Origin of the sequence: Bacillus cereus group sp. BfR-BA-01310, assembly GCF_022664325.1 — a bacterium.
GTDB lineage: Bacteria > Bacillota > Bacilli > Bacillales > Bacillaceae_G > Bacillus_A > Bacillus_A paramycoides.
Window position 1 is genome coordinate 1 of the sequence record NZ_JAKUHD010000057.1, and the last position, 7,474, is coordinate 7,474.

Sequence of the window (7,474 nt, forward strand, 5' to 3'; positions counted from 1 at the left end):
TCGCAATACTATCCACTTCTTTTAGCCAAACAAACTCTTTCTTCATGGCAGGAAGTTTGGCAGAGCATGTACCATATGTCAAACCTTTTCCTGTTTCTTTGTATGCGTTATCCCATAGAGATAGGAAATGATTGAATACAAAGCGAGAGCAACCAATCGTTTTATTGATTAGCGTTGCTTGTGCTTTATTTGGATATATACGAAATTTATATGCTTTATTGATAATCATTCGTTTCACCTCCAGTTCGACATATGTCTATTATACAACAAACATACATTCGATAGGTAGTGAAGTGATAATGACAAATTATCCAGTAACACTTTACATATGTCGAACAATTAAGATGGCTTCATGCCATCCCTTGTCCGAAGCCAATTCATCTCCCACCTACTCACTGGGCTGCGACCCTTCACGTTCCTTGAGGAAGGAGTCTTCTTGGCTAAAATGATAAAGAGCAAAAAATTATTAATTAAGGAGTGGTAAGTGTGAAATATTTTGTATTTGAAGATGATGAATTAATAGGGGGATGTGAAGAGACAATATACGTTTTTGAACAAACCAAAAGAAAAAATAACTACGACAGCATTAATGATTTGGAGGAGTTTGCAGTACAATGCCTATTCATTGAACGGAGAAATACACATTGGTATTGGTATAAAGGAAAAAATGTGATAGAAATGACTATGCAGGAACTCGAAGAGAGAATTAGAGCAGAACTAAAAGAATTGAAAATGATATCCAAAAAAGAATTTACAGAAGTAAGAAACAGATATTCTCCTTATATCAAACCTATCGATTTTCCTCGTAGTGGAATCAGATGTGCATATGCTTATGAACCAGACTGGAATGATGTGTTCTTTGTTATGGAAACGGAAGAAAGTTATTTTGCCCTTTATTGGTTCACAGGGGCTTAAAAATAACTTTTATTCAAAATTAGTGGATTTTCGATAAATAATTAATGAGCTTGATATATAAATAGGGTCCTATATTAATTAGCAAGATCTAATATCTAAAAAACACTTTAGAATTACCCCAATAACAGCGGCCTTTTCGAGCTTAGTTAATTGCATCTATACTCACTCCTTATCATTATTCAAAATAAAAAAGCATCCACTATGTGAATACTTCATATTATTATGGTTAAGCTATATTAATTCATATTGATATGCAGGTGAAACAAATGGAAAATAAAGAACCTAAATAAGAATACGATCTAAGTAAAATATAGACATATAAAGAGTTCCCTGATACAATTTAAATAGACTAAACTAATAAGAGGATAGTATGTTCAATATAAGAGCATGCTATCCTCTTTCTCGTATATATTAGAATTATTAACATGATATTGAAAATATAGTTAAATATGTTTATAAAGTTATTTGAAATTTGTATTTTGTTTTAATGGTTTCGATTTTTGCAAATAATAATGTTGTTTAATTTTGGAAGCGAATATTAAAGTTTTACTTTGTTATTTCTTTATAGCTTGTAACTAAATCTTCGGCTTCATATCTAGGGTCTACCTTAACTTTACCCTCTTTTGTTTTGATAACTCTTAGTCCACCAAACCACTGTGCATCGTTAAAGGTTATTCTTCCTACTCTTACATCGTACTCTTTACCGTCTATCTTTACGATTAGTATTCCTTGGTCAGATAGAAACCCTTTTTCTACATGTCTACCTGTGATTTCAGCGTTTAATGATGTACCTTCGTTTACTAGTTTACTCTCAAAATACCCGTCTATCATAGGAAATACAAAAAGCACGATAAATACCAGTCCAAAGACAATTACCTTCTTCTTTGTACTCCATTTATTCTTTTCTTTCAGTTCTTTCTGTTTCGCTTCTTCTTCTGCTAGTTCTTGCTCTAACTCTTGCATTGCTTCTTCGTAGATTGCTAACTCTTCCTCATACTCTGCTTCTGCTTTTGCTAGTCTTTCTAGTTGTTCATCGGTTGCTACCATTTCATATTGGTTTTCTTCAACCATACGAATTTCAATACCAGTTTTTCTTACTTCTTTTAAGTCTTTTTTTGTACAATCAAACTCTCTAATAACTTCCCCTTGTTTATCAACCAGTTTAACGTGAATGCTTTTCTCCTGCTTCTTTCTAAACATTTGAACTACCCCTTTATTTGTTTCCTAACATAGATAATAATACCATTTTTGAAAACATCTATTTTATTTTTGAAATGACTTTATTATTTTTTAACAACTTTATTATTTGTGAACACATAACATATTTTATATGACTAATATGTTATGTCCCTTTATTTATCTATCTTTTTTCAATTTAAGTCTTGATAATAAAATTAGCGGCCGCTGTGATAATTGCGGCAATACCTTATTCAAAAGTTCCGTTAAAGATTTCATCTTTTTAAGAGAATGTCGTCAATGCGGTATGAAGAAAATCATATAGTGTTGCTTTATAATAAAGTTTGATCAAATTGATACTAATAACCTGATGGACATAGGGTAATTAAAAATCTTAGCTTGATGGGCATGTGGTGCTACTCCACATCCATCAACTTAAGGTTAGGAAAGGTCAGTTTCAGAAGAAACCTTCTTCTTTTTCTAAACAACCAGTATAGATTATTAGAGGTTCTGGTGCAAAGATAAAATGAAAATCAGTAAAACGCATATATTCCTAACAGAATTGTATTTTATGCTACAAGTTCAAACAATTTTCTTTTTTTGATATGGTGAGTCCTTTTAACAAAAAGAGAGCAGATCGTCTGCTCTCTTATGATGCCTCCTTATGTTCTGGGGAATGCTCAACACTTCCCATTCTCTTTAGTTTATTCCATCCTACCGCTACCCCTCGAATGGATGAAAATATAGATTTAATTACAACATAAGTCATAAATTGACGATAAATAAAGCGTTGTAAAATTAACCATACTAGTGGTTTAGGGTTCTCTTTCTCTAATTTAAATGCAAACAGAGAAGCGAGAAGATCCATTAAAAAGAATACAAAATAAAATCCTAAAACTTTTAGCGGATTGCTACCAAATAGCCCCATAATCATTAATATATCTGCTAAAGGAGCAATAAATTGCAGAACATATTGGAATAACCACATGTTAGGCAATGCAATAAACCCTAATGTTTTATGTTTTGCATTAAACAATGCTTTTCGATGTTTCCAAAGACATTGGAGTGTACCATATGACCAACGATATCGCTGTTTAATAAGACTTTTCACATCTTCAGGTGACTCCGTATAAGCATACGCTTTTTCTTCATATACGATTCTATGCCCTTCACGTAAAAATGTAATAGTAAGATCCGTATCTTCTGCCAATGTATCTTCGCTTAAATATCCAGATTCGACTACATTCTTTTTACGCCATGCTCCAATAGCTCCAGGAACTACCGTAATACAATTTAACTCATCAAAAGCTCTGCGTTCTAAATTAAATCCTGTAATATATTCAACATGTTGCCAAGTAGTTAACAAGTTCCGTCTGTTTCCCACTTTGACATTACCTGAAACTGCTGCTACATTATGATCTTCAAAGTGTCTGATCATTAGAGAAATAGCGTCTTGCGCAATAATTGTATCCGCATCTAAAGTGACAATGATTTCTCCTGTTGATTTTTGAAATCCTAAGTTCATTGCGGATGATTTCCCACCATTTTCTTTCTGAATTAAACGAACTCTAGGATGTTTATAGAATGTTTCTTGAATTACTTTTGACGTATCATCTTTCGATCCGTCATCAACGACAATAACTTCAAACTCTCTATAATTACTATCCAAAATTGAGCGAATCGTCTTAGCTATAACCTTCTCTTCATTATATGCTGCTATCACAACACTAACAAAAGGTTGATAAGACGAATTAGCAAATAAACGAGAGTTTGTTTTCTTTTTTTGCTTGAATGAAAAATAAATTAAAAATAGGAATCGGAAAATACCTAATCCAATAGCAATATAAAAAATAGTTGTTAATATATGCTTAGAATATCCTGCTCCTGAAAAAACAGCTTTATTATAAAGTAAATATTGCTTATCCTCTGAAGAAACGGGAGGCATAACTTCATCTCGTTCTTTATTCATTAAATCTGAAATTGTTACAAAACTATATCCATTCTTTTTAAGATCTTTAATAATCATCGGCAGCGCCTCTACCGTATGGGTACGATCCCCTCCTGCATCATGGAGAAGAATAACATTTCCCTCCCCCTTATAAATGGGATTAAGAGTACGCTTTACTAATTCATTTGTTGATGGAGTCGCCCAATCTTCAGGATCAACTTTTTCTGCCACCATTGTATAGTTCATATTTTGTGCACGCAAAATAGGCAGTATTTCATTTGATGAATCCGGGTTAGCATCTGCTTCATACGGTGGCCTAAATAAAACCGTAGAATGCCCAGTTATTTCTTGGATTAGGCGCTGAGTTGTATTAAGTTCTACTTTTGTACGTAGCAAAGACGTATCAGCGACGTTAGGATGCTTGAAGGTATGATTGCCAATCTCATGCCCCTCATCGTATATTCTTTTAACAATACTAGGATTTAATTGCGCATTTTCACCAAGTACAAAAAAGGCAGCTTTTATTTTATACTCTTTTAATATATCTAGAATTTCCGGTGTATATTTCGGATTTGGTCCATCATCAAATGTTAATGCTACTTGTTTGCCTTTTGGCTTTCCATATCGTTGCACTTCATATGAAGATGGCAGTGATTGATACACTTCATCTGTAAAATAACCATTTTGGTCTACTTTAAAATCTCTCAATCCATTGTGTCTCTCATTCTCAACCTGCAAAATTTCGCCTTGTCCAGAATAATTTACTTCATCTAAACTAGCGATTTTATGTAATGCATCAGGATTTTTTTGTACCTCAATAGGATTCTTTAATACTTTCCATATAGTAGGATCTTCTGCTCCTAGTCTCCATAACGCAAATCCCTTTGCATTGTTGTTCATTGCGATTTTCACTTGATTATAAAGAGTAACACCATCTAAAAACCAAGCAGTATGTTCTTTCGCTCCTGTTTTATATCTAAAATAAGGGTTTCCACTAATCTTATCCCATTGAATATTTATATTTGAATCATGAGCCATTGTCATAACTTCTGAGAAAGTTAAAGACTTCGCAGGTTCATTGCTATTTACTTCCCAATCATATCCATAGTTACCGAAAGCAACTATAAGTTTCTCAGACGGAATGTCTAGTCCATTAAGCGTATGTTCAAACCATTTATTTGAAGCAATTGGTCCTGGTACCCCTGCTCCATAGTGCTCATCATACATCATTACAATCATACGATCTATTACTTTGGCTAACTCACCATAATCAATAGCTTTATCATTAGCAGGGACATCTTGCGTAACGAGCAAATGATGTTTATGAAAGACCGTAGTAAGTTCTTTCATGAAATTTGTTAATTTTTCTCTATCGCTTTCAGGTATTGCCTCAAAGTCAATATTAATACCCGAAAATCGATTCTTTTCAACTTGCTTTACTAAATTATTAATAAACTTTGTCTTTACATGATCTGGAGAATTCAGTAACTTATGAATAAGTTCACTATCAGGACCAGAAGCTTTTTGCGTATAGTTAGTAAGTAAAGGCATAATTTTCACATGATTTTTTTCTGCTAACTTTACAATCTCAGGTTTTATCTCACTACTAATTGTTAAGTCTGCTTTTAAGTGATACCATTCTGGTACTAACATGGTTAATGAATCGATATTTTCTTTTAAAGAAGCGGTACTATTTTTATCCCAGTTCACATAAAAACCATAAACTTCTTTAGGTTGTTTACTATCGCCCGTTGAATTGACAGAATTTTTATTATATTTTATTTCGGTATTTGATTTAAATTCTTCTTTCTTTAACTGCTGGTCGCTAAGTTTTTGATTAATAGGTACAAGTTTAGTATTTTGTTTTACAGCAGGATTCATATTTGGAATTTCTGGTGTTGAAAAAATACTTCGAAAGAAAAAATAAAATACAATACTTACGCTAACTATTAAGATACATAGCAACCAACTAAAAGCTATTTTCCTTCTTCCTTTAGGATCATAAAAAACAGGTTTTGATTTATCTTTCTCTTGTTGAATTTTTTTCTCCATTATATCTTTTACATACTCCTTTTCGTCTTATTCTAAGTACAAACGCAAACTATATTAATAGATATACCTTCTAGGTTTTTGATACGAAAATAGCTTAGAATATAGAATAATAATTTCCTTTTAGCTTTGAAATTAAACGACTACTCCAAAAAACTTACAGATGAATCCCATCATTTGGTAAAGTTGCTGTACGAAATGATTTCAATCCTAACATGAAACTAATCCCCATCTTCAATGTTCTATGGATTCTTCTTCACATTCCCTTAATATTGTATGGCAGGAATGCTTTTGTCCTCATTTTTAGGCCCGTTATTTTCTTTCTGAGACCCTCTACCATTGCTTTCTTGCTGATGTCCATTATTTTCTTTCTGAGATCCCCTGCCGTTGTTCTCTTGCTGATGTCCATTATTTCCTTGCTGAGATCCCCTACCGTTGTTCTCTTGCTGATGTCCATTATTTTCTTTCTGAGACCCTCTACCGTTGTTTTCTTGCTGATTTCTATTATTTTCTTTCTGAGGTCCCCTACCGTTGTTCTCTTGCTGATGTCCATTATTTCCTTGCTGAGATTCTCTACCGTTGTTCTCTTGCTGATGTCCATTATTTTCTTTTATTTGCTTGGCCAGCTGTTCTTGGGTTTGCTTTTGTTCTTTATGCTCTTGCTTCTCGTATTTTTTTTCTTTTACAGGAGACAAATCCGATGATGCATCAAGAGATGGCTTTGGTTGCGAATGTATTTCCTCATCATGTTCCTCCTCATTAGACGGTGGTACAGGAGGAGAAAGCAGTTTTTTCTTCTCATTCTCTTGCTTTATATAAACACCTGTGCCAATTCCTGCTTTCTTGGCATTCTTTCGCACTTGCATCGTACTGCTTTGATATACGACTGTAACATGTTTTGTCTCATACTCTTTCTTTAATTCTTGCATAGCCTTTTCCAACTGTGGTTCTAGCGACTTTTCCTTTGTAACAGCTGTTAGCATAACTTGCTTATCATTCGTTAAGTACTTACCCTCTTGACTTTTCTTTATAATAGTACGTATTACGTCTTGCAAATGTTTATTTTCCCATCGTTTCATTTCTTTTAAAATACGCTTTCCATCATCATTACAAGCTCGCAAATCTATAACACGAAGATCCTTTGTTACGCTCGCCTCTAAACTTGGATTTATATCAACTGAGACATAAGCAAATACTTTTTCTTCCGGTTGGTTGTAGAAAGGCAGCAACACACATAGAAAACAAGCAACAAGTAATGATGCAGCCTTTAAGAAAGAAGGGATCGAAAAACGCGATGCTCTTTGTTCTTGTTCGTTAAACGAGATTTCCTCTCCAATCATGTAAGAGTGCGCTTTTCTTTTAAACGAAATAAATTCTCCATTTGGA

The 7,474-nt window shown here is 33.5% G+C and carries 5 protein-coding genes and 1 pseudogene; 2 read left to right on the plus strand and 4 right to left on the minus strand.

Annotated features, from left to right (window positions below):
• Positions 1-229 (minus strand): helix-turn-helix domain-containing protein (locus MR109_RS29230; RefSeq protein WP_242274808.1); only part of this gene is annotated, 229 nt, incomplete at its 3' end.
• Positions 230-486: 257 nt separating this feature from the next.
• On the opposite strand from MR109_RS29230, the gene MR109_RS29235 reads away from it, so the two are divergent.
• Entirely contained in the window at positions 487-915 is a 429-nt protein-coding gene (locus MR109_RS29235; protein ID WP_242274809.1) for a hypothetical protein, read from the plus strand.
• Positions 916-1,461: 546 nt separating this feature from the next.
• On the opposite strand, the gene MR109_RS29240 is transcribed toward MR109_RS29235, so the two are convergent.
• A complete protein-coding gene (locus tag MR109_RS29240; RefSeq protein ID WP_242274810.1) occupies positions 1,462-2,115 on the minus strand; it encodes a hypothetical protein in 654 nt (217 codons plus the stop codon).
• Positions 2,116-2,314: 199 nt separating this feature from the next.
• Between MR109_RS29240 and MR109_RS29245 the strand changes: the two are divergent.
• Positions 2,315-2,416: pseudogene (locus MR109_RS29245) on the plus strand (DUF8096 family protein); the annotation flags it as partial.
• Between the two features lie 324 nt (positions 2,417-2,740).
• On the opposite strand, the gene MR109_RS29250 reads toward MR109_RS29245, so the two are convergent.
• Together MR109_RS29250 and MR109_RS29255 are read right to left on the minus strand one after the other, a co-directional pair.
• Positions 2,741-6,091, minus strand: coding sequence for a trifunctional glycoside hydrolase family 18/polysaccharide deacetylase/glycosyltransferase family 2 protein (locus tag MR109_RS29250; protein WP_242274811.1), 3,351 nt, complete (start codon positions 6,089-6,091; stop codon positions 2,741-2,743).
• A 263-nt stretch (positions 6,092-6,354) separates the two neighbouring features.
• Positions 6,355-7,474 (minus strand): anti-sigma factor domain-containing protein (locus tag MR109_RS29255; protein ID WP_242274812.1); only part of this gene is annotated, 1,120 nt, incomplete at its 5' end.